The 24,179-nt window shown below is 64.4% G+C and carries 23 protein-coding genes; 11 read left to right on the top strand and 12 right to left on the bottom strand.

Annotated features, from left to right (window positions below):
• The first annotated feature begins 59 nt into the window (after positions 1-59).
• From FJW07_RS00510 to FJW07_RS00495, 4 genes are all read left to right on the top strand, one after another.
• Positions 60-965 carry a branched-chain amino acid ABC transporter permease gene (locus tag FJW07_RS00510; protein WP_140853749.1) on the top strand — a complete coding sequence of 302 codons (906 nt, stop codon included), beginning with the start codon at positions 60-62 and terminating at the stop codon, positions 963-965.
• Between the two features lie 174 nt (positions 966-1,139).
• Entirely contained in the window at positions 1,140-1,745 is a 606-nt protein-coding gene (locus FJW07_RS00505; protein ID WP_140853747.1) for a TRAP transporter small permease subunit, read from the top strand.
• On the top strand, positions 1,745-3,529 hold the full coding sequence (locus FJW07_RS00500; protein ID WP_140854407.1) for a TRAP transporter large permease subunit: 1,785 nt from the start codon (positions 1,745-1,747) through the stop codon (positions 3,527-3,529). Before FJW07_RS00505 ends, FJW07_RS00500 begins: the two co-directional genes overlap by 1 nt.
• Before the next feature lie 10 nt (positions 3,530-3,539).
• On the top strand, positions 3,540-4,568 hold the full coding sequence (locus tag FJW07_RS00495) for a zinc-dependent alcohol dehydrogenase family protein (protein ID WP_140853745.1): 1,029 nt from the start codon (positions 3,540-3,542) through the stop codon (positions 4,566-4,568).
• A 128-nt stretch (positions 4,569-4,696) separates the two neighbouring features.
• Here FJW07_RS00495 and FJW07_RS00490 read toward each other — a convergent pair whose 3' ends face one another.
• On the bottom strand, positions 4,697-5,806 hold the full coding sequence (locus tag FJW07_RS00490) for a TRAP transporter substrate-binding protein (protein ID WP_140644711.1): 1,110 nt from the start codon (positions 5,804-5,806) through the stop codon (positions 4,697-4,699).
• A gap of 266 nt (positions 5,807-6,072) precedes the next feature.
• Here FJW07_RS00490 and FJW07_RS00485 point away from each other — a divergent pair, with 266 nt between their 5' ends.
• On the top strand, positions 6,073-6,846 hold the full coding sequence (locus FJW07_RS00485; RefSeq protein ID WP_140853743.1) for a gamma-glutamyl-gamma-aminobutyrate hydrolase family protein: 774 nt from the start codon (positions 6,073-6,075) through the stop codon (positions 6,844-6,846).
• Positions 6,847-6,885: 39 nt separating this feature from the next.
• Here FJW07_RS00485 and FJW07_RS00480 read toward each other — a convergent pair whose 3' ends face one another.
• The 6 genes from FJW07_RS00480 to FJW07_RS00455 form a co-directional block, all read right to left on the bottom strand.
• Positions 6,886-7,524: an outer membrane protein gene (locus tag FJW07_RS00480; protein WP_181175211.1), complete on the bottom strand. Its 639-nt coding sequence runs from the start codon at positions 7,522-7,524 to the stop codon at positions 6,886-6,888.
• A gap of 149 nt (positions 7,525-7,673) precedes the next feature.
• Complete coding sequence (locus tag FJW07_RS00475; RefSeq protein ID WP_140853741.1) at positions 7,674-8,063, bottom strand: hypothetical protein; 390 nt, start codon at positions 8,061-8,063, stop codon at positions 7,674-7,676.
• Between the two features lie 173 nt (positions 8,064-8,236).
• Positions 8,237-9,220, bottom strand: coding sequence for a 2-hydroxyacid dehydrogenase (locus FJW07_RS00470; protein WP_140853739.1), 984 nt, complete (start codon positions 9,218-9,220; stop codon positions 8,237-8,239).
• On the bottom strand, positions 9,217-10,239 hold the full coding sequence (locus tag FJW07_RS00465) for a LacI family DNA-binding transcriptional regulator (protein WP_140644706.1): 1,023 nt from the start codon (positions 10,237-10,239) through the stop codon (positions 9,217-9,219). Before FJW07_RS00465 ends, FJW07_RS00470 begins: the two co-directional genes overlap by 4 nt.
• Positions 10,240-10,320: 81 nt before the next feature.
• Positions 10,321-11,205: a DMT family transporter gene (locus FJW07_RS00460; RefSeq protein WP_140702846.1), complete on the bottom strand. Its 885-nt coding sequence runs from the start codon at positions 11,203-11,205 to the stop codon at positions 10,321-10,323.
• 177 nt (positions 11,206-11,382) lie between these two features.
• Entirely contained in the window at positions 11,383-11,790 is a 408-nt protein-coding gene (locus FJW07_RS00455) for a DUF2000 family protein (RefSeq protein ID WP_140853737.1), read from the bottom strand.
• Between the two features lie 44 nt (positions 11,791-11,834).
• Here FJW07_RS00455 and FJW07_RS00450 point away from each other — a divergent pair, with 44 nt between their 5' ends.
• Positions 11,835-12,692 carry an AraC family transcriptional regulator gene (locus tag FJW07_RS00450; protein ID WP_140853735.1) on the top strand — a complete coding sequence of 286 codons (858 nt, stop codon included), beginning with the start codon at positions 11,835-11,837 and terminating at the stop codon, positions 12,690-12,692.
• A gap of 217 nt (positions 12,693-12,909) precedes the next feature.
• Here the strand turns inward: FJW07_RS00450 and FJW07_RS00445 are convergent, their stop codons facing one another.
• Entirely contained in the window at positions 12,910-13,383 is a 474-nt protein-coding gene (locus tag FJW07_RS00445) for a MarR family transcriptional regulator (RefSeq protein ID WP_040988911.1), read from the bottom strand.
• Positions 13,384-13,769: 386 nt separating this feature from the next.
• On the opposite strand from FJW07_RS00445, the gene FJW07_RS00440 reads away from it, so the two are divergent.
• The 5 genes from FJW07_RS00440 to FJW07_RS00420 all read left to right on the top strand — a co-directional run bounded on the left by FJW07_RS00440 (position 13,770) and on the right by FJW07_RS00420 (position 19,763).
• Entirely contained in the window at positions 13,770-14,828 is a 1,059-nt protein-coding gene (locus FJW07_RS00440) for a GTP-binding protein (RefSeq protein WP_140644702.1), read from the top strand.
• Positions 14,829-15,054: 226 nt separating this feature from the next.
• Positions 15,055-16,029, top strand: coding sequence for a WD40 repeat domain-containing protein (locus FJW07_RS00435; RefSeq protein WP_140786067.1), 975 nt, complete (start codon positions 15,055-15,057; stop codon positions 16,027-16,029).
• 117 nt (positions 16,030-16,146) lie between these two features.
• On the top strand, positions 16,147-17,523 hold the full coding sequence (locus FJW07_RS00430; RefSeq protein WP_140853733.1) for an aspartate aminotransferase family protein: 1,377 nt from the start codon (positions 16,147-16,149) through the stop codon (positions 17,521-17,523).
• Between the two features lie 11 nt (positions 17,524-17,534).
• Complete coding sequence (locus FJW07_RS00425) at positions 17,535-18,941, top strand: glutamine synthetase family protein (RefSeq protein ID WP_140647119.1); 1,407 nt, start codon at positions 17,535-17,537, stop codon at positions 18,939-18,941.
• Between the two features lie 48 nt (positions 18,942-18,989).
• Positions 18,990-19,763: a UdgX family uracil-DNA binding protein gene (locus tag FJW07_RS00420; protein ID WP_181182526.1), complete on the top strand. Its 774-nt coding sequence runs from the start codon at positions 18,990-18,992 to the stop codon at positions 19,761-19,763.
• On the opposite strand, the gene FJW07_RS00415 is transcribed toward FJW07_RS00420, so the two are convergent.
• From FJW07_RS00415 to FJW07_RS00400, 4 genes are all read right to left on the bottom strand, one after another.
• Positions 19,760-21,034 carry a glycerate kinase gene (locus FJW07_RS00415; protein WP_140853729.1) on the bottom strand — a complete coding sequence of 425 codons (1,275 nt, stop codon included), beginning with the start codon at positions 21,032-21,034 and terminating at the stop codon, positions 19,760-19,762. The two genes, FJW07_RS00420 and FJW07_RS00415, sit on opposite strands and share 4 nt — an antisense overlap.
• Complete coding sequence (locus tag FJW07_RS00410; protein WP_140650681.1) at positions 21,031-21,534, bottom strand: heme-degrading domain-containing protein; 504 nt, start codon at positions 21,532-21,534, stop codon at positions 21,031-21,033. The genes FJW07_RS00415 and FJW07_RS00410 overlap by 4 nt, the downstream gene beginning before the upstream one ends.
• 75 nt (positions 21,535-21,609) lie before the next feature.
• Complete coding sequence (guaD, locus tag FJW07_RS00405; protein ID WP_140853727.1) at positions 21,610-22,923, bottom strand: guanine deaminase; 1,314 nt, start codon at positions 22,921-22,923, stop codon at positions 21,610-21,612.
• A 2-nt stretch (positions 22,924-22,925) separates the two neighbouring features.
• A complete protein-coding gene (locus FJW07_RS00400; RefSeq protein WP_140853726.1) occupies positions 22,926-24,152 on the bottom strand; it encodes a urate hydroxylase PuuD in 1,227 nt (408 codons plus the stop codon).
• Positions 24,153-24,179 lie beyond the last annotated feature (27 nt).

Below are 24,179 nucleotides of genomic sequence, written 5' to 3'. Positions count from 1 at the left end.
TTAGATTCCGAATGCAACGGTCCATGCAGGGTCGCGTCATGCGACCCGTGGGATGCCGCATGCTCTATTTCTTCCAGCAGGTGCTGAACGGGCTGCATTCGGGCGCGCTCTATGCGCTGCTCGCCTTCGGCTATGTGCTGACCAACGGCATCCTGCATCGGACCAACCTCGCCTATGGCGCGTTGTTCGCCTTCTGCGGCCAGACGATGATCCTGACGGCCGCTTTCGGCTACCAGGCGCTGTGGCTGACGCTGGCCGCCGCGGTGGCGCTCGGCGTGATCGCGGCTGTACTCTATGCGGCGCTGATCAGCCACGTGTTGTCGCGCAGCGTTTTCGAGAGGCTCGCCGACCGCTCGCCCAACGCCATCGTGGTGACGACACTCGGCATCCTGCTCTTCCTGTCGGAGGCGAGCCGCATCGCCGCCGACACGCACGATCTCTGGCTGCCGCCGATGCTCGCCAACCCCGTGATCTTCGCTGAGAGCGACAGCTTCAAGGTCACGCTCACCGTCATCCAGCTGCTCGATTGCGCGGGCGTGATCGCGGTGGTGGCGCTGGCGGCCTGGCTGTTTTCGCATTCGCGCTTCGGCCGCGCCTGGCGCGCCGTCTCCGACGATCCGAAAGCGGCGGCGATGTGCGGTGTCGATGTGCGCGCTGTGTTCCGCCTTGCCGTGCTGTTCGGCGGCTTATGCGCAGCCCTGGCCGGCGTGCTTGCCGGCCTCTATTACGGCAATGTCTCCTTCGGCACCGGGCTGATCTACGGCCTCAAGATCCTGTTCGTGACGGCGGTCGGGGGCTATCTGTCACCGCTCAAGGCGGCGCTTGGCGCCGCGGCTTTCGGCATGGCGGAATCGCTTTGGGCCGGCTATTTCCCGCTCGAATGGCGCGACGCCTGGATCTATCTCTTCCTCGTCGCCATGCTCGTGCTGATCGGCGCCGGACGCGACCAGGCCAAGATCGCCTGAACCATCAGACTTTGGTTGCATGACGTTCGGTGAGCCTGCGGGGTTTCCGCCGCCGTGCCCGTTTCGTCCTGCCTGTCATGTTGACCTGCCGGACCACGCACTGCATACCGTTGGGCCAAGCGACGCGACACCGGAGGGGGAATCGGGCGCGCCGCATGGCCAGGGAGGATATGCATGGCAGGGCTGCTCGCTCTATCCAGGACGATCGACCGCATCAACGAGTTCATCGGCCGCTGGGTCTCCTGGCTGATCCTGCTCGCGATCCTGGTGAGCGCCGGCAATGCCGTCATCCGCAAGATGTTCGACACGTCCTCCAACGCGTGGCTGGAGTTGCAGTGGTACCTGTTCGGCGCCGCCTTCATGCTGGCCGCCGCCTACACGCTGAAACAGAACGACCATATCCGCATCGACATTGTCTACGGCATGCTCTCGCGGCGCGTGCAGCACTGGATCGACCTCCTCGGCCACCTGTTCTTCCTGACGCCATTCGTGGTGCTGATGGTGATCTATTTCGTACCCTATGTGTCGCTGTCCTTCCGCAGTGGCGAGATGTCGACCAATGCCGGCGGGCTGATCGTGTGGCCGGCCAAGGCCATCCTTCTGGTCGGTTTCTTCTTGCTCGCGCTGCAAGGAGTTTCCGAGATCATCAAGAAGATCGCCATCATGCGCGGCGATATGGACGATCCCAACCCCTTCGTGTCGGCGCATGACCAGGCCAAGCTCGAGGCCGAAGCGCTGGCCGAAGAAGCCAAGGCGATCGCGGGCGAGGTCCGTCCGTGATCGAATTCATCGCGCAGAACATGGCGCCGATCATGTTCGCCTCGCTGGTCATCTTTCTTTTGATCGGCTACCCCGTCGCCTTCTCGCTCGCCGCCAACGGCTTGCTGTTCTTCTTCATCGGCGTGCTGGTCTCGCCCTATTCAGGCGGGTCGATCAACCTTGCCTGGCCGCTGCTGCATGCGCTGCCGGACAATTTCTACGGCACCAGGGTGATGTCCAACGACACGCTGCTGGCGATACCCTTCTTCACCTTCATGGGCATCGTGCTCGAACGGTCCGGCATGGCCGAGGACCTGCTCGACACGATCGGCCAGCTGTTCGGGCCGATCCGCGGCGGGCTTGCCTATGCGGTGGTCTTTGTCGGCGCGCTGCTTGCCGCCACGACCGGCGTGGTCGCCGCTTCCGTCATCGCCATGGGGCTGATCTCGCTGCCGATCATGCTGCGCTACGGCTATGACCGCCGCGTGGCTTCCGGCGTCATCGCGGCCTCCGGCACGCTCGCCCAGATCATCCCGCCATCGCTGGTGCTGATCGTGCTCGCCGACCAGCTGGGACGCTCCGTCGGCGACATGTATGCCGGCGCGTTGATCCCTGGCCTCGTGCTGACCGGCATCTACATGCTCTACATCCTTATCATGTCGATCGTCCGGCCGAACTCGATGCCGGCGCTGCCGCTCGAAGCCCGTACCCTCGGTCACGGCGTGATATCTCTGCTGGTCGCACTTTTGGTGACGGGCGCGATTTCCTACGCGGCCTATCGCTACCTTGCGCCGAACCACGGCGACAATGCCGATATCCTGGGCTTCGCCGTCGGCGTCATCGTCATCTATGTCGTCGCCATCGCGGACCAGCGGCTGGGACTCAACCTCATGTCCAAGTTGGCGCAGCAGGTGGTGATCGTGCTGATCCCGCCGCTGGCGCTGATCTTCCTGGTGTTGGGCACGATCTTCCTCGGCATCGCCACGCCGACCGAAGGCGGCGCCATGGGCGCCGTCGGCGCGCTCATCATGGCGGCGATGAAGGGCCGCCTGACGAGGGACGTCGTCAATCAGGCTCTGGCCTCGACGACCCGGCTTTCCGCCTTCGTGCTGTTCATCCTGATCGGCGCGCGCGTCTTCTCGCTCACCTTCTACGGCGTCAACGGCCATATCTGGGTCGAGCATCTGCTGACCTCGCTGCCGGGCGGCGAGACCGGCTTCCTGATCGGCGTCAACATCCTGGTCTTCGTGCTCGCCTTCTTCCTCGATTTCTTCGAGCTCGCCTTCATCATCGTCCCGCTCTTGGCGCCGGCGGCGGACAAGCTCGGCATCGACCTGATCTGGTTCGGCGTGCTGCTCGGTGTCAACATGCAGACGAGCTTCATGCATCCGCCCTTCGGCTTCGCGCTGTTCTACCTGCGCTCAGTCGCGGCCCGCGTGCCTTACCTCGACAGGATCACCGGCAAGCAGGTCGCGCCGGTTACCACCGGCCAGATCTATTGGGGCGCCGTGCCGTTCGTTCTGATCCAGGTGATCATGATCGGGCTCACCATCGCCTTCCCGCAGATGGTCATGCGCTATAAAGGTCCCGCGGTGGAGCCCAGCACCATCGATCTCAAGCTGCCCGACATGCCTTCGCTGTCGCCGCTCGGCACGCCGCCGGCGGACAATGGCGCGGCTCCGGCCAAGGGCGGCGCGCCGGCGGCACCCGGCACGCCCGACCTGTCACAGCCGCCGAGCTTCGGCGACGCGCCGGCCAAGCCGGCCCCCGCGCCCGATCTCTCGCAGCCGCCCAAATTCAATTGAGGTTATCGCCATGAGAGCCACACAGTTGGAGGCAGTGGGCAGCATAGGGTTGCGAGAGGTCCCCAAACCCGTTCCCGGGCCGGAAGACGTTCTCGTGCGTATCGAGGCCTGCGGCGTCTGCGGCACCGACCGGCACCTTTTCCATGGCGAATTTCCCTGCACGCCGCCGGTGACGCTCGGCCATGAATTCTCCGGCATCGTCGAAGCCGTCGGCGAGGCGGTGTCAGGCATTGTCGTCGGCGACCGCGTCACCGGCGATCCCAACATCGCCTGCGGGCGCTGCGCCCACTGCCATGCCGGCCGCGTCAATCTGTGCAGCAATCTGAGCGCCATCGGCATCCACCGCGACGGCGGCTTTGCCGACTATGTGCTGATGCCGCAGAAGCAGGCCTTCCGGCTGCCGGCAAATCTCAAGCCAACGCATGGCGCCTTCTGCGAACCGCTGGCCTGCTGCCTGCACGGCATCGACCTTGCCGCGATCCGGCCGGGTTCGTCGGTGGCGGTGCTCGGCGGCGGCGTCATCGGCCTGCTTGTCGTTCAGTTGGCCAAGCTCGCGGGGGCGACGACCATCATCCTGTCGACCAGGCAGGCCTCGCGCCGAGCGCTGGCCGAACAACTTGGCGCGACCGCGACGATCGATCCAAGCGCCAGCGATCCAATCGCGGCCGTCGCCGGGCCGAACGGCCTGGCGCCCGGCGGCGTCGATGTGGTGCTGGAATGCGCCGGCGTGCGCGACACGGTGGAGCAGTCGCTGCGGATGGCTCGTGCCGGCGGCACGGTCGTCATCGTCGGCGTCGTGCCGCAGGGCATGAAGGTGGAGATCGAGCCGTTCGATCTGCTGTTCAGGGAATTGAAAGTGCTGGGTTCGTTCCTCAACCCGTTCACGCATGGCCGGGCGGCTCAGCTGATCGCCTCCGGCGCGATCGAGATCGACCAGCTGATCTCGAAGCAGGTCAGCCTGGAGGAAGCGCCCCAGGTCATCGCCAGCCCGCCGGCGCCGGGCGAAGTCAAGGTGCTGGTGGTGCCGGGCCGGGGTTAAGACCTTCCATCGTTTGTGCCCCCAGCGCCTCTCTCCAGGGGGAATTTCTAAACTGCCGAAGCCAGCGCCGCCCCTCATCCCCCTGCCGGGACCTTCTCCCCATATAGTGACGGGAAGAAGGGACTGGCCTACAGCTTGCCGTTGCGCTGCTGCACCATCATGAAGGTGTCGTAATTGTATTCGGCGACCTGGGCCCAGAGATAGTGCTCCTTGCGGAAGGCCTTGATCGATTCCCAGATCTTCTTGAACGGCGCATTGTTGGATTCCATCTCGGCATAGACCTCGTTGGCCTTCTCGAAACAGGCGGCCATGATCTCCTGGCTGAACGGCCTGAGCTTGGCGCCGCCAGCCACCAGCCGCCGCACCGCCGGCGGATTCACATAGTCGTATTTCTGCAGCATGTTGGCGTCCGCGGCCTGCGCCGCGGTGCGCACCAGCGATTTGTAAGTCGGCGAAAGTTCTTCGTATTTTGCCTTGTTGAACAGCAGGTGGACGGTCGGGCCGCCTTCCCACCAGCCGGGATAGTAGTAATAGGGCGCGACCTTATAGAAGCCGAGCTTCTCGTCGTCATAGGGGCCGACCCATTCGGCGGCGTCGATGGTGCCCTTTTCCAGTGCCGGGTAGATGTCGCCGCCGGCGATCTGCTGCGGCACCACGCCAAGCTTCTCGACGACCTTGCCGGCAAAGCCGCCGATGCGCATCTTGAGGCCCGACAGATCGGCGACGCTGTTGATTTCCTTGCGGAACCAGCCGCCCATCTGGACGCCGGTGTTGCCGCCCGGCAGGCCGAACAACCCTTGCGCTCCGAGGAATTCGTTGAACAGGTCGATGCCGCCGCCATGATAGTGCCAGGCATTCATGCCGCGCGCGTTGAGCGAGAACGGCACGGCGGCACCGAGCGCCCAGGTGGGATCCTTGCCCCAGTAATAATAGGCGACCGTATGCGCCGCTTCGACGGTGCCGGCGGCAGCGGCGTCGGCGGCCTGCAGGCCGGGCACCAGCTCGCCCGAAGCGAAGACCTGGATCTGGAAATTGCCGTCGGTCGCCTCAGACAGCATCTTGGAGAAGACTTCAGCGCCGCCATAGATCGTGTCGAGCGACTTCGGGAAGGATGACGCAAGCCGCCAGGTCACTTTCGGGTTGGACTGGGCAATGGCCGGCGTGGCAAGTGCCGCGGCCGCGGCGGCGGCGCCCACGCCGGACGCGCCGGCCTTGCGAATGAACGAACGACGATCCATTAAGTTTCCTCCCTTGCGGATCAGCTGACCGATGCGAGGGCATCGTCGGTGCCCGGATCGGTTGGGGGAGAAACATACACAGGCAAGAAGTCGAGTCCAGCGCCGCGGGCAGAGGTTGCCGCCATTCCGCAACCGCCTGCAACTATAGTCTAACGTTCTCTTTCCTGGCCTATGCAAGGCGGCCAAACTTGCCATGGAAAAGCCGCGACGGATCGCTTATTTTATAGGCAGAACAATTCCTTGGCCTGATGGAAACCAAACCCAAAATGCAGCAACCGCTCGTCGCCGTCTCGACCGACGTCCGCCAGTTCGACAACTACACCTGGCACGCAGCCCCTCAGCAGTACCTGGAAGCGGCCGTCGCGGGCGCCGGCGTGTTTCCCTTGCTGGTGCCGTCCTTCGGCGATCGGCTCGACCTCGATGAATTGCTGTCGTCGGTCGACGGCGTCATGGTGACGGGCTCGAAGTCCAATGTGCATCCTTCGCTCTATGGCGGGGACCCGAGCGAGACCAACGGTCCTTACGATCCGGCGCGCGATGCCACCACGCTGCCGCTGATCCGCAAGGCACTCGAGCGCGGCGTGCCGCTTTTAGCCATCTGCCGCGGCATCCAGGAACTGAACGTCGCGCTCGGCGGCACGCTGGGCACCGAGATCCAGGAGCGCGAGGGCTCGCTCGACCACCGCGCGCCGGTGAGCGACAATCAGGACGAGCGCTTCGGCATCCACCAGACGATTTCGATCAAGCCCGGAAGCTGCCTTGCCGGGGTGTTTGGCGCCGGTGAAATCAAGGTCAATTCCCTGCATCGCCAGGCGATCGACCTGCTGGGCTCCAGGCTCAAGGTCGAGGCTTTGGCTAGCGACGGCACGATCGAAGCGGTTTCCGTCAAGGATGCCCGCGCCTTCGCGGTCGGCGTGCAATGGCACCCCGAATACTGGGTGAAGTCGGACAGCAATTCCGCCAAGATCTTCAAGGCTTTCGGCGATGCCGTGCGCCTGCATGCGGCAGCAAGGGCAGGCGCCCGCGCCGCAGCAGAATAGAGATAGCGGCGCCTCAAGCGCCGCCTTCCACCATTCAGATCAGAACTTGTAGCTGAAGCCGACGCGCACGGCGTTTGTAGTCACATGCGTCGGGTACAAGAAGCTGCTATCGGTTGCCGGATTGTCGGTGAATTTGCCGAAATCGCTGTAGCGATACTCGACGCGCGTCGTCCAGTTCGGTGCGAATGCATATTCGACGCCAGCGCCCACCGTCCACCCGGCCTTGGTGTTGGATGAGCTGTCAGTCGTTCCGCCATCATCATATTTGGTGTCGAAGTGAGCGACGGCGAGACCGCCCGTGGCGTAAAGGAGGGCCGGCCCCATCGCATAGCCAAGGCGCGCTCGCAGCGACCCCTGCACGTCGATCCTGGTCTTGATATTGCCTGCAAAGGCCGAATCCACCGAGCCGCTCATTCCCGAGGCTTCGATGTCGGCTTCGGCGCCAAGAACGAATTGATCGTAAGCCTGGTTGTAGCCGATATGAATACCGCCGAGGACGCCGTTGCTGTTCCAGGAGTCGGCCCAGTCGGAAGCGCCAGTGGCTATCGAGGAATCGTGACTATCGACTTTTCCCCAGCCATAGCCGAGTTGAACACCGGCATAGAAACCGCTCCACTCATAAGCTGCCGGAGCAGCAGGAGAAAGCACGTCGGCGGCGAAAGCGCTGGCCGGAAACAAGGCGATAATGGTCGAAGCGAGAAGAAAGGACTTCATTTAAGCACCCCAAAGCCACGACGAACTTATTCCACTTTGGTTGCATTGCAAGACAGGCAAGCACATCGGGGATGCTTTCCTATCCGAAGTTGCAAAAAGACCACGCCTTGAGATTACCGGCCGTCACCTGTCAGCGCCAGAAGCGGCGCGGCCGGCGCGTAGGATTCATAACCGTCGCCATCGGCAACGCCGAAGGCGACGATCGGATCGATGCCGTTCTCGCTGAAGGCGACCGAGCCGTCGGTCTGTTCGCGCCAGAATTTCGCGTGCTCGATGCCAGGCATCAGCTTGCGGCAGTTCGGGGCGACGGAAAGCAACGACAGACCGTCCGAGACTTCGGCGCCGCGGTGAATGGCGCAGGCCGCCTCATCGCCATTGGCGGTCAGCCGGTAAGTGTTTGTCGAGGCGACTTCCGTGGCCACGCTTTGGCCGTTGCCGCCATGCAGGAACTGAACGCCCCCGAACAACGCGACCGACGCCACCAGGCCAACGAACAGCTTCACCCTGTCTCTCCGCACATAACCAAGTATGCAGAATCATTCCAAAGGGTTAACTGGGCGTTAATAGATGTGGCGACGTGTGCGGATTGGAGCAATTCCAGGTCGGGTTTCCGTCCGGAATTGCACCAAAACAAAGAGATAGGCCGTTCGCCGTTTCCATGAAACGGCGAAACGCTTCAGACGCGCGCCTTGACGTTGAGCGTCTCAGGCACCGACGTCAGCGGCCGGCGCTCGGTGAACCAGGCGACGAGATTGTCGACGCACAGATCGGCCATGGCGCGGCGGGTGTGGTCCGACGCCGAGCCGACATGCGGCAGAAGCGAGGTGTTGGGAGCGTCGAGCAGAGCCTGCGGCACGTTCGGCTCATCGGCAAAGACGTCGAGCCCGGCGGCCGCGATGGTGCCGCTCTCGAGGGCGGCGGCCAGCGCCGCCTCGTCCACCGTCGAGCCGCGGCCGATGTTGACCAAGACGCCGTTCGAACCCAGCGCCGACAGGATCGCGGCATTGATCGCTTTCTCCGTGGCGGCCCCGCCCGGGGCAATGCAGATCAGCGTGTCGACGGCTTCGGCGAGGCCTTTCAGCGTGGCATGATATTCGTAAGGCAGGCCTTCGACCTTGCGGCGGTTGTGGTAAGCGATCGGCAGGCCGAAGGCTTCAAGGCGACGGGCGACGGCACGGCCGATGCGGCCCATGCCGAAAATGCCAATGCTGCGGCCGCGCAAGGTAAGCCGGCTCAGGCGATAATTGCCCTTCTCCACCCAGTCGCCGTCGCGCAGCCATTTCTCCGCGGCGTAGAGCTCGCGCACGATGTTGATCAAAAGGCCGATGGCGGTGTCGGCAACCTCCTCGGTCAAGACGTCGGGCGTGTTGGTGACCATGACGCCTCGCTTCGCCGCATGATTGGCGTCGACCGAATCATAGCCGACGCCGAAGCTGGCGATGATCTCGAGATCGGGCAGCGCGTCGATCATCGCCGCGTCGATGCCTGCATAGGAGGCGATGCCACGCACCGTGGCGCGCATCTCGTCCGTCACCAGCCCAGGGTCGGCGCGTTCGATCCGCACAAGCTTGAACGTCTCGTCGATGCGGCCAACGGCATGGTCGTTGAAATCGCCCGGCACCAGGATGGCGACCGGCAATTTTCCTTCGGCCTTGGTCATGCACGCTCCACCGGCTTGCCGGTCGACTGCCGCACGTGCAGTTCCGGCTTGATCAGCTCCTGCGAGGGCCGCACCGCCTGCCCGTTCAATTTGTCGAGCAAGGCGCTCGCGGCGCGGCGGCCGACCTCGCGCTGACCGTTCCAGACCGTGGTCAGGGCCGGCGTCGCGATCGCCGCCTCCTCAAGGTCGTCATAGCCGGTCACGGAGATATCGACGCCCGGCACGAGGCCGGCGCGCGCGATGCCGTTCATCAGCCCGATCGCGACCAGATCGTTCCAGCAGCAGGCGGCGGTGGGCCTGTCCTTCAGCGCCAGAAACTGCCCCGCGGCCTCGAAACCCGCCTGCTTGGTGCGTGGCCCGGGAATGCGCCAGGACGGCTTCACCTCCAGGCCGGCCGCCTCCATCGCGTTGAGATAGCCCTGGTAACGGTCGCGGCCGGTCGAGGTCTGGTCGGTGCCGCCGACCATGGCGATGCGCTTGTGGCCGAGCGAGATCAGATGATTGGTGGCAAGAGCGGTGCCATAGGCATCGTCGCCGCGGAACACCGGCACGTCGGCGCCGGCGACGGTGCGCGCGATCAGCACCGCCGGCAGGCCGTTTTCCTCGGCCATGATGATATCCTCGGCCGGCGTGCCGATGGCCGGCGACATGATGACGCCATCGGCGCCGAGCTGCAGCAGCGTGTCGATGAAGGTGCGCTGCTTTTCCAACTGGTCGTAGTGGTTGGACAGGATGAAGGTCTGGCGGCTGCGGTCGAGCTCGCTTTCGATCGAGCGCAGGATCTCGGCGAAGAACGGATTCATGATGTCGTGCACGACGACGCCGACGATGCCGGAGCGCGAGGTGCGCAGCGAGGCGGCGCGGCGGTTGTAGATATAGCCGATGGCGCGAGCGTGCTCCTTGATGCGCTCGCGCGTGGCGCCGGCGACCAGCGGGCTGTCGCGCAGCGCCAGCGATACCGTTGCCGTGGAGACGCCGAGCGCATCCGCGATCGTCGAAAGCTTGATCTTCTGTGCCAGTGCCCTTCGCTCCCCAGGGTCCTTGGATTCAAAATCTTTAAATTTTTTAAAACGGCCTTATGCCACCGGATTCGGCGTAAATCAAAGTTTTTTCGCCAGCGCCTCGGCTTCGGTGTCGAGTGAGGCGGAGTTGCGGACGCGAAGCCGGTGCTCGCGGTGGATGATGTAGAGGCCGCTGGCAACGATGATGGCGGCACCCAGCAACGTCCAGCGATCGGGGAACTGGTGGAAGATCAGCCAGCCGGAAATGATCATCCACACCATCTGCGAATAGGGATAGGGCGCGAGTTGCGTCGTGGTCGCCAGACGATAGGCCCGGACCAGCAAATAGTGGCCGCCCGCCCCGAAGACGCCCAGCATCAGGACGATGAGCCATTGAAAGCCGCCGTGCGGCAGCGCAGGCGAGAAGGCAAGCATCGGAGCCAGCAGCACCGACGGCGCCAGCGCCGAGAACAGGATCAGGCTTTCCGACGTTTCCGTCGCCGACATGCGCCGCGTCATGATGACGTAGAAACTGTTCGACAGCATCGAGCAGAGCGCGAATAGATGGCCGATGCCGAACACGCCCACGCCAGGCCGGGTGATGATCAGAACACCGACAAAGCCGGTGAGGATCGCCAGCCAGCGCCGCCAGCCGGCCCATTCGCCGAGCAGCGGCCCGGCAAGCGCGGTGATGACCATCGGGCCGAAGAAATAGATCGACGTGGTCTCCGCCAGCTGCAGCGTCTTGAGTGCCAGGATGTTGAACATGGTCGAGCCGAAAAGCATGCATCCGCGCAAGATATGCGCCGGCAGGTTGTTGGCGCGAAAACGTGCCGGCTCGCGCCATCCGCGCAGGAAAAGGCCGACCAGCAGCACATGCACGGTGAAACGGGTCCAGGCGACGATCAGCGCCGAGACGCCGGCCAGCACCAGATATTTGCTGGAGGTGTCGAGAAAGGTGAAGCAGACATAGACGCAAAGCATCAGAAGCATCGCCGCGGGCGGCGTTGCGCTGTCGTCTTGGGTTCGGGAAACAGACAAATTCAGGCCGAAAGGAAAACAAAGGCGGAAGCCCACCTTTGCGGCAATCAAAGCCTGCCGGCAAGGCAATTGTCCGACGTGGCCGGACCAAAAGCGGCCACTGCAACAACGCCCCGGCGTTCAGCCATGCATGCGGGCGCCCTTGGTTATCTTGTCGACTAGCTTTCTGTCGCCGCGCAAGGCGATGCCGACGATCCGGGCATCGTCCGGCGCGGATCCGGCGAAGACGGCGCGGTTGGCGGCATCATGGCCGGTTGAAAACATTTCCTCGACATAGGCGGACGTCGTCACGCCACGCTCCAATGCCCGGCGATGGATCGTGCCCAGCGTCGCCGCATCGGCGGAGAGGACGATGACCGGCTGGATCGACATCGGGTTGTAGAGGTTGCCGGCGCGGTCGCGGTAAGCCTCGCCAATGATTTCGGGGAACTGCGCGACAATGCCGCTGGTCAGGAACGCGGTGACGTTGAGCTTCTGCCACACCGGCAGGTCCTCTCTCAGGACAATTGCAATTTTCGTATCGAACACCAAGATTGAGACTCCGAGACGGCCCGTGACGGGCGGGAAAGGCGATGGCGCAGGCTCTAGGCGAAGAAGCGAAAGCAGGTCTTGAACGTTCGTGCGCGGATGCGGCCAACGGCGATCGCATCGTTTCGGCGCCGGGCGGCTCGGGCCTCGAGCGCATCGAGGCGCGCTTCCACGGCAATGCCTTCGAGCTGCACCGGCACGACACCTATGCCATTGGCGTGACGTTGCACGGCGTGCAGCGCTTCCACTATCGCGGCGCGCTGCAACACAGCCTGCCGGGCCAGGCGATCGTGCTGCATCCGGACGAATTGCACGATGGCGGCGCCGGAACGGAAGACGGCCTGCGCTACAGGATCCTGTATCTGGAGCCGTCCCTGCTGCTCGACTGCCTCAGCGGCGAGCCGCTGCCTTTCGTCCGTGACGCCGTGGTCGACGATCCGGCGCTGCGCGACACGCTGTTGTCGGCGCTGGCGCCGCTGGACGAAGCGCTCGGCGACCTGTTCGTGGCGGATTTCGTTGCGCAGCTGGCGCAACAGCTGAAACGCCACGCCGGACAGCCGGCAAAGTCGACAGGCAAGACCGCATGGCGCGCCGCCGCGCTTGCCCGCGACTATCTCGAGGAAAATGCCGAGCGGCCGGTGCGCTCCGATGAGCTGGAAGCCGTTACAGGCCTCGACCGTTACGCGTTGTCGCGCCATTTTCGCGCCACCTATTCGACCAGCCCGCATCGCTTCCTGCTGATGCGGAGACTGCAAAGGGCGCGACGCATGATCGCCGAGGGAGAGTCGCTGGCGGAGATCGCCGCTGCCGCCGGTTTCAGCGACCAGAGCCATTTCAACCGGCATTTCAAGAAGGCGTTTGGATTGACGCCAGGACGTTGGGCGGCGCTGGTAAGCGCGTAAGCGCGATGCGCAGCATCGTCGCTCAACGGCGAGACGTGCGGTGATGGCCCTCAGGCGCGATGCGCAGCATCGTCGCCTTTCCGCTAAGCCGCCGATGCTTGGGTGGTGCGTGGAGCGACGATGCTGTGCATCGCGCTTAGGTCGCTCGAGACGACGCTTGCGCGTCGCTCGTTAATGGGACCGTCTCGCGGTTAAGCGACGACGCTGCGCGTCGCGCTTACGCTTCGTCCAACTCCGCGTCGTCGTCCATGAGCACCAGGTCTTCGTTCGACAGGTTCGCCTCGATACGGGCGAGCAGCTTGAACAGCGCTTTCTGGTCCTTCTTGTCGAGGCCCTTCAGCGCCTGCTTCTCGGTCTTCTTGACCGACTTCTCGATGGCGCGGATGGTTTCGCGGCCGGACTCGGTGAGGAAGATATGGGCCTGCCGGGCATCGGCGTTGGAGGCGCGCTTTTCGAGGAAACCCTGGGCCTGCAGCCGGTTGATGGTCTTGGTGATGGTCGGCGGGCGCACGCCGAGCCGGCCGGCGAGATTGCCTGGGGTCTGGCCGTCCTCGCGGTCGAGCGCCAGCATGATCTGGTCCTGGCCGGCGTAGAAGCCGTGCGCCAGAAGCCGCGCGGCGAGCGCCGTGCGCGCCAGCCTTGCCGCCGAATGCAGCCGGCTCATTGTCGCTGTCTTGTCCGCCTTGGCCATGGTCGTTCCCTCTTCGGCCGAACCGGCGCGGGCAAGCATAGAGGCTGTCCGACGGCTGGCAAATGACGATCTAAAGAGTCCGGCTTGCAGAACGCTTTGCCGGCAAGCATTGCGGTGCCCGCGCAGGTGATGCCAGATGTTTATTTCAGTTAGATGACAAACGACTTTTGCGCCGGAGAGATTCACAGCGGACGCTGGTGAAGGCCATTGGGCGCCCGCGCGGCTCCTGAGTTTGGCCCGCCTCGGCCGCCGCTGATCCGCGCTTGGCGCCATCCCGCCTAGAGGCCGGCCTGGTCCATCGGTTTGGCGCGTGCAAAAGCGCGGCACCCATCCTATATGAGGCCGACAATCCAAGATTTTCGAGGCCAAGATTTTCGAGGCAAACCATGAGCGATACACAGACGCAAATCCCCGTAACCGTTCTCACCGGCTATCTCGGCGCGGGCAAGACGACGCTGCTCAACCGCATCCTGTCGGAGAATCACGGCAAGCGCTACGCCGTCATCGTCAACGAGTTCGGCGAGATCGGCATCGACAACGACCTGATCGTCGAATCCGACGAGGAAATCTACGAGATGAACAATGGCTGCGTGTGCTGCACGGTGCGCGGCGACCTGATCCGTGTCGTCGAAGGCCTGATGAAACGGCCTGGCCGCTTCGATGCCATCGTCGTCGAGACCACCGGCCTCGCCGATCCGGTGCCGGTGGCGCAAACCTTCTTCATGGACGACGACGTGCGCACCAAGACCAAGCTCGACGCGGTTGTGGCGCTGGTCGACGCCAAGCACCTGCCGCTGCGCTTGAAGGACTCCAAGGAGGCCGAGGACCAGATCGCCTTCGCCGACGTGGTGGTGCTGAACAAGACCGACCTCGTCACGCCCGAAGAGCTGGAAAAGGTCGAAGCGACGATCCGCGCCATCAACCCGGCGGCCAGGATCCATCGCACCCAGCGCTCCGGCGTGGCGCTTAGCGAAGTGCTCGACCGCGGCGCCTTCGACCTGTCGCGCGCGCTGGAGAACGATCCGCACTTCCTCGACGCGGACGACCACGATCACGATCATGAATGCGGGCCGGACTGCGACCACGACCACCATCATCATGACGGCCACGATCATCACCATCACCACCATGCCTCCGACATCCACGACGTGACGGTGAAGTCGGTGTCGCTGCGCGGCGGCGAGATGGACCCGAAGAAATTCTTCCCCTGGATCGAGAAAGTGACCCAGATGGAAGGACCTAACATCCTGCGGCTGAAGGGCATCATCGCGCTGAAGGGCGACGAGGACCGCTACGTTCTGCAAGGCGTGCACATGATCCTCGAAGGCGACCACCAGCGCGCATGGAAGGACGGCGAGAAACACGAAAGCCGGCTGGTCTTCATCGGCCGCGATCTCGACGCCGAGCGGTTGCGCAAGAGTTTTGAAGCCTGCCAAGCGGCTTGATTTCCTGACTTTCAGGCGCTAGCGCTGCCCCTTCGTCCTTCTCTCCTTGTGGGAGAAGGTGGCCTCGCGAAGCGAGGTCGGATGAGGGTGCTCCAGCTTGGCAGCGACGGCGATCCGTTCCCCCCTCATCCGTCTTGGCGCTACGCGCCAATCCACCTTCTCCCACAAGGGGGAGAAGGTGGAGCCACACCCAGCCGCGCTGGCTAATCTCGAACGGACCGCTTGCATGCCCACAGTCGCCCCGCTTGATCTCGAAGGCCATTGCGTTGCGGCCGTGTTCCTCAACGACGTGCCGCATTTCGCTTTGGCCGATGGCGCGATCCATCGGTTGGACAATGGACAAAAGACGGTGCAGGCCAATGACGGCCTGCTTGCCACCTTCCACGACGCGGCCAACGACCGGCTGATCACCGGCGGCGAGGACGGCAAGGTGTTTGCCGTGAAGGCCGGTGGCGAGGTGGACGAACTGGCCAGCGCCGGCAAAAAGTGGATCACCAGCGTCGCCTCGGGGCCGCAGGGCGCTATCGCCTATGCCTCGGGCAAGACCGCCTTCGTGCGTTTCGCCGACGGCAAGATCAAGGAATTTAACCATCCGCGCTCGGTGGAGGGGCTCGCCTTCTCGCCGAAGGGCATGCGTTTCGGCGTCGCCCGCTACAATGGCGCGACGCTGCATTTCCCGGCCGCCGAGGGCAAGCCGGTGGAGCTCGAATGGGCCGGTGCCCATACCGGCATCATCTTTTCGCCGGACGGCGCCTTCCTCGTCACCACCATGCAGGAAAACGCGCTGCATGGCTGGAAGCTTGCCGACGGCAAGCACATGCGCATGAGCGGCTATCCGGGCAAGGTGAAAAGCCTGTCCTGGAGCGTGAAGGGCAAATGGCTGGCGAGCTCGGGCGCGCCGGCGGCGATCGTCTGGCCCTTCGCCAGCAAAGACGGGCCGATGGGCAAGGCGCCGCTGGAGCTCGGCACGCGCGGCAACACCATGGTGACATGCGTTGCCTGCCATCCGAGCCAGGATGTCGTGGCGATCGGCTACGAAGACGGCATGGTGATCGCGGCGCGCTTCGCCGACGCCAAGGAAGTGCTGCTGCGCCGCCCCGGCAAGGGCGCCATCACGTCGATGATGTGGGACAAGGAAGAACGCCGCGTCGTGTTCGGCAGCGCCGCCGGCGATTGCGGCGTGATCGATATCGCTGCGTAGGCAGTAGGGAATAGCTTAGGGACGACGGCACCTACTGCCTACTGCCTACTGCCTACTGCCTACTGCCTACTGCCTACTGCCTACTGCCTACTGCCTACTGCCTACTGAGGGGGCTTCATGCATTCAATCGACCAAACTTCCATCGGCGGCATCGACGTCGCCCGCATCGCCGAATTGCGCGAGACAGAGGCGGCCGCCTTCCGTAAGGCACGGCCGAAATCCGAGGCGAAGCTGGGCAACGGCATCGCCGGATTTCTCGGCGGCGTGCCGATGCACTGGATGACCGACTGGCCGACGCCGTTCCCGATCCTGGTCGAGGGCGCGAAAGGCGCCACCATCACCGACATCGACGGCAACAAGCTCGACGATTTCTGCCTCGGCGACACCGGTTCGATGCTCGGCCATTCGCCGCCGGCGGTCGCCCGCGCCATCCGCAGGCAGTCCGGGCGCGGGCTGACCTATATGCTGCCGAGCGAGGATGCGCTGGCGATTGGCGCGCTGCTGCAGCAGCGCTTCGGCCTGCCCTACTGGCAGATCGCCACGACCGCCACCGACGCCAATCGCTTCGCGCTGCGCGTCGCCCGTGCCGTGACCGGGCGGGAGAAGATCCTGGTCTTCAACGGCTGCTATCACGGCTCGGTCGACGAGACGATGGTGCGGCTGATCGACGGCAAGCCTGTGAACCGGCCGGGCCTGGCCGGCGAATTCCGCGACCTGCCACGGGCAACGAAGGTTGTCGAATTCAACGATGTTGCCGCATTGGAAGCAGCGCTGGCTGACCGCGACGTCGCCTGCGTCATCGCCGAGCCGGTGCTGACCAATTCCTGCATGGTGCTGCCGGAACCGGGCTTTCACGACGCGCTGCGACGTTTGACCCGCGATGCCGGCACGCTGCTTTTGATCGACGAGACGCACACGATTTCGACCGGCCCCGGCGGCTATACGCGCAAGCACGGGCTGGAGCCGGACCTTTTCGTGCTCGGCAAGCCGGTAGCGGGCGGCGTGCCGGCGAGCATCTGGGGCATGAGCGAGGAGGTCGCCACGCGCTACAGCGCCTACAACCGGGTGAAGGAGCCCGGCTATTCCGGCATGGGCACGACGCTGTCGGCGAACCCGCTGCAATTCGCGGCGATGCGGGCGACGCTGGAAGAGGTGATGACCGAGGAGGCCTACGGCCATATGGACCGGCTGGCGCGCCGCCTCGACGCCGGACTGACCGCCGTCATCGCGCGCAACAAGCTGCCCTGGCATGTGGCGCGTGTCGGCGCCCGCGTCGAGTTCATCTGCGCGCCCGGGCCGCTCGGGAACGGTGGCGAGGCGGAAAAGGCGCATGCGCCGGAGCTGGAAGCCGCCATCCATGTGGCGCTGGTCAATCGCGGCGTGCTGATCGCGCCGTTCCACAACATGATGCTTATCTCGCCGGCAACGACTTCAGCGCAAGTGAGCCGGCTGATCGCCGCCTTCGCCGCGGTTGCGGCAAGGCTTACGGCGTGAGAAAAGCGGCGATGGACAATCCGAACGCCGTAACAACTTCGCCCTCCGGCTCGACGCCCGCCGAGGCGAAAGCCTTTCTCGACGCGCATCCCGAGATCGAGGCTTTCGACATCGTGCTTACCGACGCCAACGGCATCGGTCGCGGCAAGATCGTGCGCCGGCACGAGCTGATGGGCATTTTCGAGAGCGGCCGGCATCTTCCGATCTCGATCCTCGGCCTCGACATCACCGGCGAGGACGTGCACGAAACCGGGCTGGTCTGGGACACCGGCGACGGCGACCTGCGCGCATGGCCGATCCCAGGCACGTTGGCGCCGCTCTTCGGCACCAAACCGCCGCGCGGCCAGGTGCTGATGTCGATGCACCACCTCGACGGCGAGCCGATGACCTCAGACCCACGGCTGGTGCTGGCAAGGCAGGTGGAACTGCTGGCGGCACGCGGCCTGCATCCGGCCGGCGCCTTCGAACTCGAATTTTTTCTCCTTGCCAACGAACGCGACGCGGACGGCAAGGTGCAAGCCGCCCGCGCGGTGCTCGACGGCCGCCGTTCGGCCAAGACCGAGGTCTATTCGGTCGACCATCTGCATGGCATGGAGCCGCTGTTTTCCGACATCTACGCGGCCGCCAAGGCGCAAGGCATTCCGGCCGAGACGGTAATCTCCGAGTACGCGCCCGGCCAGTACGAGCTGACGCTCAACTATCGCAAGGACGTGATGCGGGCGGCCGACGACCTCGTCATGCTGAAGCGGCTGGTCAGGGCACAGGCGCGCCGGCACGGCGTCACCGCCTGCTTCATGGCCAAGCCGATCGAGGCCTATGCCGGCTCGGGCATGCATTTCCATGTCTCGCTGCAGGACGATGCGGGCCGGAACGTCTTCACCGAGGCCGCCGGTGAAAAGTGGTCGCCAACACTGCTCAATGCGCTTGGCGGCCTCATCCACACCATGGCGGAATCGATGCTGGTGTTCGCGCCGCACGCTAATTCATGGCGGCGCTTCGTCGCTCAATCCTACGCGCCGGTGGCGCCGACATGGGGCGTCAACAACCGCTCGGTGGCGCTGCGCGTGCCGGCGGGCGACGCCAAGAACCGCCGCATCGAGCACCGGCCGTCGGGCGTCGACGCCAATCCTTACCTGATCGCCGCAACGGTGCTGGCCGGCATCGTCAAAGGCCTGGATGAGGGTCTGGACCCCGGCCCCGAGACGACCGGGAATGGCTACGAGCAGGCCCCGGAGAAGTCGACCATGCCGGCCGACTGGCGCGCCGCGATCGAGGCGGCCAGGGGCTCCGATTTCCTGAAATCAGCGCTCGGCGCCGACCTGCATCGCACCTTCGTGGCGATCAAGCAGGCGGAATATCTGCGTGTCGCCCGCACCGTCAGCGAGCTGGATTATCATCTCTATCTGCACGAGGTGTGAGCACAGGGCCTGACAGGCGCGGCGATCGCGCTTTGGCGACGGCAGGAGATGCCGAAGAAATATTGGCGGAACCTTCCCGTGGCCTCGCTCATTCCAGATTTGATAGCAGGAGCAGACAGAGCCGCGTCAGAGATGATCGCCCGGATGCCAACCACCCCAGCACCGCACCATGCCAAGGTGAAGGTCAAGCATTGGCCGACGCCCGAGCCGGCCGATGTGGTGGCGCCTGAAGCCGAAGACATTCCGGAGTTGCGCGAAGAGGCGAAAGGCTGCCGCCGCTGCCCGCTTTGGCATGACGCAACGCAGACCGTGTTCGGCGAAGGACCGGAAAGCGCGGACGTGGTCTTCGTCGGCGAACAGCCAGGCGATCAGGAGGATCTGGCCGGCAAGCCATTTGTCGGCCCGGCCGGCAGAATATTCGACAGCACCCTGGACGACGCCGAAATCGATCGCCGCAAGGTCTATGTGACCAATGCGGTGAAGCACTTCAAATTCGAACCGCGCGGCAAGAGGCGCATCCATTCGAAGCCCAATGCCGGCGAAATCCAGGCCTGCCGCTGGTGGCTGGACAAGGAGCTCGACCTCGTCAAGCCGAACCTCGTGGTGGCGCTCGGCGCGACGGCGGCGCAGTCGCTGCTCGGCAAGGCGGTGCCGATCACCAAGATGCGCGGCGATGTGATCGAGCGCGAGGATGGCTTGCGCGTGTTTGTGACCATCCACCCCTCCTTCATCCTGCGCATCCGCGATCGGGAGGACAAGGAGGCGGAGAGGGACCGGTTTTTGCAGGATATGCGGAAGGTGAGGCAGTTGATGGCTGCTTAGGCCTTCGCTATCTGATTGATCAGAATCGCCCGTAGATCATTGACGTTCGTCCCGGTCGGACCCGGGACAAACAAATCCCCGACCGCATTGAACGCCGTCCAGGCATTGTTGCCGGCGAGCATCGCCTTGGCGTCGGCGCCTGCCGCACGCATGCGCGCCACGGTCGAGCCGTCGGCGAAAGCGCCGGCATTGTTCTCGGAGCCGTCGATGCCGTCGGTGTCGGCGGCCAACGCATGTATGCCGTTCACGCCGTCGATGCCGATGGCGAAGGCAAGCAGGAATTCCGAGTTGCGGCCGCCCTTGCCCTTGGCGCGCAAGGTCACAGTGGTCTCGCCGCCGGAGAGGATGAGCACGGGCTTGGCGAAGGGGCGATTGCGGGTCGCCACCTCGCGCGCGATCGCGGCATGCACGCCGCCGACCTCACGCGCCTCGCCTTCGATCGAATCCGAGAGGATGACTGCCTCGATGCCTTGCCGCTCCGCTTCGGCGGCGGCCGCTTCCAGAGAGACGCCGGCGGAGGCGGTCAGGTGCACCTCGTTGCCGGCGAAGCGCGGATCGTCGGGACGCGGCGCGTCAGCGGCGGGCGACTGAATGTGCGCCATCACCGAAGCAGGCAGCTTCATGCCATAGGCGGCGATCGACGCCAGCGCATCCTCGCGGCTGCCTGTGTCGGGAATGGTCGGTCCCGAAGCAACCAGCGCCGGGTTGTCGCCCGGGATGTCGGAGACGACCAGCGACACCACGCGCGCCGGATGAGCGGCCGCGGCCAGGCGTCCACCCTTGATGGTCGAGACATGCTTGCGGATAGTGTTCATCGCCGCGATCGGCGCGCCGGAGGCAAGCAGCGCCTCGTTGACGGCGATCTCGTCGGCGAGCGTCAATCCGGCAGCGGGCGACGGCAGCAGAGCCGAGCCGCCGCCGGAGATCAGCGCTACCACCAGATCGTCAGCGGTTAAGCCCTGTACCTTCTCAAGCAGCCGGCGCGAGGCTTCCAGGCCGGCGGCATCCGGCACCGGATGCGCCGCCTCGATGATTTCGATACGCTCGCATCTGGCACCGTAACCGTAGCGGGTGACGACAAGGCCGTCGACGGGACTGTCCCAGACCTTCTCGAAGGCTGCCGCCATCTGCGCCGAGCCTTTTCCCGCGCCGATGACGATGGTGCGGCCCTTCGGCTTCGCTGGCAAATGACTGCGGATCGTCCTTTCCGGGTCGGCGGCGGCGACGGCGGCGTTGAAGATCGACGTCAGGAAGCTTTTCGGGTCGGTCATTTTTCTTCCGGCGGCAGCGCGAGCCCGCTCGCATCGATGCCAAGATGAGCGCAAAGCGCGTCGACGACGACGCCATGATCCTCGCGTTCCGGCAGGCCCGAGACCGCGATGACACCGATGACGCCGGCGCCTTTCACCGTGACCGGGAAGCCGCCGCCGGCCAACACATAGTCGGCGATGTCCAGACCCTCACCGATCTTGAACGTGCGGTCCGGTCGCTGCTGCTCCAGCACCAGGCGATAGGTGCTTCTCAGATAGCGCTTCACGACGTTGATCTTGCGCCGCGCCCAGTCGGGATTGGAAGCATTCGAGCCCGGCATCGCGGCGTAGAAGAGCGGCCGGTCGAAGGTCCTGATGTCGACGATAACAGGCAGGTTTTCCTTCAGCGCCCGGTCCCTGATGGCAGAGCCGATCTTGAAAGCGACGGCCTCGTCGAAGGCCGGGAAGACCAGCGTGGCTTCCTGTTTCTTGATCAGAGCGATGTCGTCGGCGGTGGCCATGGCGTTCCCCTGTCAGCGTCGAGGCACGCTTTGGCCGATGACTGACGCCGGGTCAAGCCGAGAGCGCATCAAAGCTCACGCCGCAATGGCGCTCTTCGCCGGCCGCCCCGCCACATAGACCTCGCGCACGGCACGGTCGTCGCCCAGCGTCTGCAGCAGGAAGAGTTCTTCCGCCAGCGTTTCCACCGTCTCCATCCTGAGCCGCATGCCCGGCGTGGCGTGGGCGTCGAGCACGACGAGATCGGCATCGGTGCCTTCGTCCAGCGTGCCGACCTTGTCGGCCACCGACAGCGCCTCGGCATTGCCGCGCGTCAACTGCCAGAAGGACTGGAAAGGGTTGAGCTTCTCACCGTTCAGCGCGATGACCTTGTAGCCTTCATCCATGGTGCGCAGCATCGAATAGTTGGTGCCGCCGCCGACATCGGTGGCGGCCGCGATCCTGAGCGGTGCCTCGCGCCGGCGATAGCGCTGATAATCGAACAGGCCGGAGCCCAGGAAAAGATTGGAGGTCGGGCAGAACACCGCGACCGAACCCGATCGCGACAGCGCATCGGCCTCACGCTCGGAAAGATGGATGCAGTGGCCGAACAGGCTCTTTTTGCCGAGCAGGCCGTAATGCTCATAGACGTCGGTGTAGTCGCGCGACCAGGGATAGAGCTCCTGGGTGAAGGCGATCTCGGCGTGGTTTTCCGACAGATGCGTCTGCATGTGGAGATCGGGATATTCGCGGCACAGCGCGCCGGCCATCTCCATCTGCTCGGGCGAGGAGGTGATGGCGAAGCGCGGCGTGATGGCATAGAGCTGGCGGCCCTTGCCGTGCCATTCGGCGATCAGCGCCTTGGTATCGTCATAGCCGGTCTGAGGCGTGTCGAGCACGCCGTCCGGCGCGTTGCGGTCCATCATCACCTTGCCGGCGATGTTGAGCATGTTGCGTTCATGCGACTCGGCGAAGAAGGCTTCGGCGGAAGATTTGTGCACCGAGCAATAGGCAGCGACCGTCGTCGTGCCATGCCGCAACATCTCGTCGAGGAACAGCCTGGCGATGCGGCGCCCGTGCTGCGCGTTCTGGAATTTCGATTCTTCCGGAAACGTGTATTTGTTCAGCCAGTCGAGCAGCTCGGCGCCGTAAGAGGCGATGATCTGCATCTGCGGCACATGCACATGGGCGTCGAGGAAGCCCGGCAGGATGAGATGCGGACGATGGTCGATCGTCTCGACACCGGCGCCCGCCTTCTTCAAGACGTCCGCATAGGAGCCGGCGGCAACGATCTTGCCGTTGTCGATCAGCAACCCGCCATCCTCCTCGTAGCGCCAGGCGGAATGGTCGTCTATCGCTTCGGGCCAGCGCAGGAAGGAGAGCGTGCGGCCGCGCAGAAGTTTCGATGTCATGCTCACTTTCCGGCGCCTTCGAACCAGGCGACCAGAAGGGCCCGTTCCTGGTCGGTTATGTGGCTGACGTTGGCGGGCGGCATGGCATGCGCCCGGCCAGCCTGGATATAGATCTCGCGCGCATGCTCGGCGATGCGCTCGTCGGTGTCGAGCAGCACGCCCTTCGGCGCATGGTAGATGCCTTCATAGACCGGCTCTTCCGTATGACACATGGAGCAGCGCCCGAGCACGGTGTCGCGCACGGCCGGGAAGTGGGCCGAAGCGATGTAGACCTGGGCGGCGGCCGACGCGGCGGAAGCCTTCGGCTCGCCGGTCAGCACTTTCGGCACGGTCGACAGCCAGATGATGATCATGAACAGCACGGCGGCGCCCAGCCAGGTCCAGGTCGGGTTGCCCTTTCGCGCATGCACCGTGTTGAAATAGTGCCGGATCAGCACGCCGATGATGAAGACCAGCGAGGCGATGACCCAGTTGAACTGGGTGCCGAAGGCCAGCGGATAGTGGTTCGACAGCATCAGGAACAGGACCGGCAAGGTCAGGTAGTTGTTGTGCAGCGAGCGCTGCTTGGCGATCTTGCCGTATTTCGGGTCGGGCTTGCGGCCGGCGATCAGGTCGGCGACGACGATCTTCTGGTTGGGGATGATGACCATGAAGACATTGGCCGACATGATCGTGGCGGTGATGGCGCCGAGATGCAGGAAAGCGGCGCGGCCGGTGAAAAGGTGTGTAAGCCCCCAGGCGATGAACACCAGCACGCAGTAGAGCACCAGCATCAGCCCGGTATCGCTTTTACCCAACGGTGAGCGGCAGAGCAGGTCGTAGACGATCCAGCCGACGCCGATGGTGGCCAGCGACAGAAGGATGCCGACCGGCACCGAGATGTTGAGCACGTTGGGGTCGATCAGGAAGAGATCGGCACCGGCATAGTAGACCACGCAGAGCATAGCGAAGCCCGACAGCCAGGTGGCGTAGGATTCCCATTTGAACCAGGCGAGGTGCTCCGGCATCTCGGCCGGGGCCACCAGATATTTCTGGATGTGGTAGAAGCCGCCGCCATGCACCTGCCATTCCTCGCCGAAGGCGCCGGCAGGCAGGCTGGGACGCTGGCGGAGCCCAAGATCGAGGGCAACGAAATAGAAGGACGAGCCGATCCAGGCGATGCCAGTGATGACATGCAGCCAGCGGACCGCAAAACTCAGCCAGTCCCAGAAAATCGCGAAATCCGTCATCGAGTGGCCCCTGGGAACTCGTCCTTG

The sequence above is a fragment of the Mesorhizobium sp. B3-1-9 genome, assembly GCF_006439595.1.
In the GTDB taxonomy this organism is placed as follows: Bacteria; Pseudomonadota; Alphaproteobacteria; order Rhizobiales; family Rhizobiaceae; genus Mesorhizobium.
Note: the sequence above shows the minus strand (reverse complement) of the source record. Positions and strands in the feature narration are given on the sequence as shown.

Excerpts from the sequence above, each read along its gene's own strand:
- FJW07_RS00510 (WP_140853749.1), top strand. The coding sequence starts at position 60 with ATGCTCTATTTCTTCCAGCAGGTGCTGAACGGGCTGCATTCGGGCGCG.
- FJW07_RS00505 (WP_140853747.1), top strand. The coding sequence starts at position 1,140 with ATGGCAGGGCTGCTCGCTCTATCCAGGACGATCGACCGCATCAACGAG.
- FJW07_RS00495 (WP_140853745.1), top strand. The coding sequence starts at position 3,540 with ATGAGAGCCACACAGTTGGAGGCAGTGGGCAGCATAGGGTTGCGAGAG.
- FJW07_RS00490 (WP_140644711.1), bottom strand. The coding sequence starts at position 5,806 with ATGGATCGTCGTTCGTTCATTCGCAAGGCCGGCGCGTCCGGCGTGGGC.
- FJW07_RS00485 (WP_140853743.1), top strand. The coding sequence starts at position 6,073 with ATGCAGCAACCGCTCGTCGCCGTCTCGACCGACGTCCGCCAGTTCGAC.
- FJW07_RS00470 (WP_140853739.1), bottom strand. The coding sequence starts at position 9,220 with ATGACCAAGGCCGAAGGAAAATTGCCGGTCGCCATCCTGGTGCCGGGC.
- FJW07_RS00460 (WP_140702846.1), bottom strand. The coding sequence starts at position 11,205 with ATGCTTTGCGTCTATGTCTGCTTCACCTTTCTCGACACCTCCAGCAAA.
- FJW07_RS00450 (WP_140853735.1), top strand. The coding sequence starts at position 11,835 with ATGGCGCAGGCTCTAGGCGAAGAAGCGAAAGCAGGTCTTGAACGTTCG.
- FJW07_RS00445 (WP_040988911.1), bottom strand. The coding sequence starts at position 13,383 with ATGGCCAAGGCGGACAAGACAGCGACAATGAGCCGGCTGCATTCGGCG.
- FJW07_RS00440 (WP_140644702.1), top strand. The coding sequence starts at position 13,770 with ATGAGCGATACACAGACGCAAATCCCCGTAACCGTTCTCACCGGCTAT.
- FJW07_RS00435 (WP_140786067.1), top strand. The coding sequence starts at position 15,055 with ATGCCCACAGTCGCCCCGCTTGATCTCGAAGGCCATTGCGTTGCGGCC.
- FJW07_RS00430 (WP_140853733.1), top strand. The coding sequence starts at position 16,147 with ATGCATTCAATCGACCAAACTTCCATCGGCGGCATCGACGTCGCCCGC.
- FJW07_RS00425 (WP_140647119.1), top strand. The coding sequence starts at position 17,535 with ATGGACAATCCGAACGCCGTAACAACTTCGCCCTCCGGCTCGACGCCC.
- FJW07_RS00420 (WP_181182526.1), top strand. The coding sequence starts at position 18,990 with ATGCCGAAGAAATATTGGCGGAACCTTCCCGTGGCCTCGCTCATTCCA.
- FJW07_RS00415 (WP_140853729.1), bottom strand. The coding sequence starts at position 21,034 with ATGACCGACCCGAAAAGCTTCCTGACGTCGATCTTCAACGCCGCCGTC.
- FJW07_RS00410 (WP_140650681.1), bottom strand. The coding sequence starts at position 21,534 with ATGGCCACCGCCGACGACATCGCTCTGATCAAGAAACAGGAAGCCACG.
- guaD (WP_140853727.1), bottom strand. The coding sequence starts at position 22,923 with ATGACATCGAAACTTCTGCGCGGCCGCACGCTCTCCTTCCTGCGCTGG.
- FJW07_RS00400 (WP_140853726.1), bottom strand. The coding sequence starts at position 24,152 with ATGACGGATTTCGCGATTTTCTGGGACTGGCTGAGTTTTGCGGTCCGC.